This is a genomic window from Stenotrophomonas sp. YIM B06876 (assembly GCF_030711595.1).
GTDB lineage: Bacteria > Pseudomonadota > Gammaproteobacteria > Xanthomonadales > Xanthomonadaceae > Stenotrophomonas.
Map to the genome: position 1 here is coordinate 1 of NZ_JAUJUJ010000233.1, position 1251 is coordinate 1251.

The window sequence follows — 1251 nt, forward strand, 5'->3', positions numbered from 1 at the left end:
TCGCCCACCAGCCGGTCGGCCGGCACCGCGACGTTGTCGAAATAGGTGGCGGCCGTGAAGTTACCCACGGTCTGGATCAGCGTGTGCGAAAAGCCCGGCGCAGCGGTGTCCACGATCAGGATCGAGATGCCCTTGTGGCGCGCCAGGTCGGGGCTGGTGCGCGCCGCCAGCCAGACATGGTCGGCCGACTCGATGCCCGAGGTCCACAGCTTGGCGCCGTTGACCACGAAATGNGATCAGCGTGTGCGAAAAGCCCGGCGCAGCGGTGTCCACGATCAGGATCGAGATGCCCTTGTGGCGCGCCAGGTCGGGGCTGGTGCGCGCCGCCAGCCAGACATGGTCGGCCGACTCGATGCCCGAGGTCCACAGCTTGGCGCCGTTGACCACGAAATGGCCGGTCTGCAGGTCGCCTTCGAGGCGCGCTTGCGTCTTGAGCGTGGCCAGGTCGGAGCCGGCCTGCTGCTCGGAGTAGCCGATGGCAAAGATCGTCTCGCCGGAAGCAATGCCGGGCAGGAAGCGCTCCTTCTGCGCCTGCGTGCCGTGCTCCATCAGCGCCGGGCCCACGGTGCTGATGGTCACGAAGGGCAGCGGCGCGCCGGCAATGTTGGCTTCTTCAAAGAAGATCAGCTGCTCGGTCGCGCTCAGGCCCTGGCCGCCGTGCTCCCTGGGCCAGCCCACGGCGAGCCAGCCGTCACGGCCCATCTGGCGGATGGTGTTGCGGTAAGTGTCGCCGCCCTCGGCACCGCGCAGCTCAAGGCGCAGCTCGGGTGTCATGAGGTCGTTGAAATAGTCGCGCACCTTCAGGCGCAGGGCGTGCTGGTCGGGGGTGAGGTCAATGAACATGGTGTCTTGCTCCTTGGCCGGGTTCAGGCTTCGCCCAGGATCAGGCCGCTGGTGGGCACGCCGGTGCCGGCCGTGACCAGCACGTTGTGCACATCGGCGACTTGGTTGACCGAGCTGCCGCGCACCTGGCGCACGCCCTCGGCAATGCCGTTCATGCCGTGGATGTAGGCCTCGCCGAGCTGGCCGCCGTGGGTGTTGATCGGCAGAGAGCCGCCACGCGCATGCTGGCCGGCGCGGATGAAGTCCTTGGCCTCGCCGCGCTTGGCGAAACCGAATTCTTCGAGCTGCGGCAGCACGAAGGGCGTGAAGTGGTCGTAGATCACTGCCGTCTGGATGTCCTGCGGCGTGAGGCGGCTTTGCTGCCACAGCTGCTGGGCGACCAGGCCCATCTCGGGCAGGCCGGTGATG

1 protein-coding gene and 2 pseudogenes are annotated in these 1251 nt (G+C 67.6%); all 3 read right to left on the reverse strand.

The features are described from left to right. Positions 1 to 227: acyl-CoA dehydrogenase family protein (locus QZH66_RS19065; RefSeq protein WP_345783866.1), on the reverse strand; the 227-nt coding region annotated here is incomplete at its 3' end. Positions 228 to 252: 25 nt separating this feature from the next. Further along, a pseudogene (locus QZH66_RS16350) lies at positions 253 to 843 on the reverse strand (acyl-CoA dehydrogenase family protein); the annotation flags it as partial. 23 nt (positions 844 to 866) lie between these two features. After that, a pseudogene (locus QZH66_RS16355) lies at positions 867 to 1251 on the reverse strand (lipid-transfer protein); the annotation flags it as partial.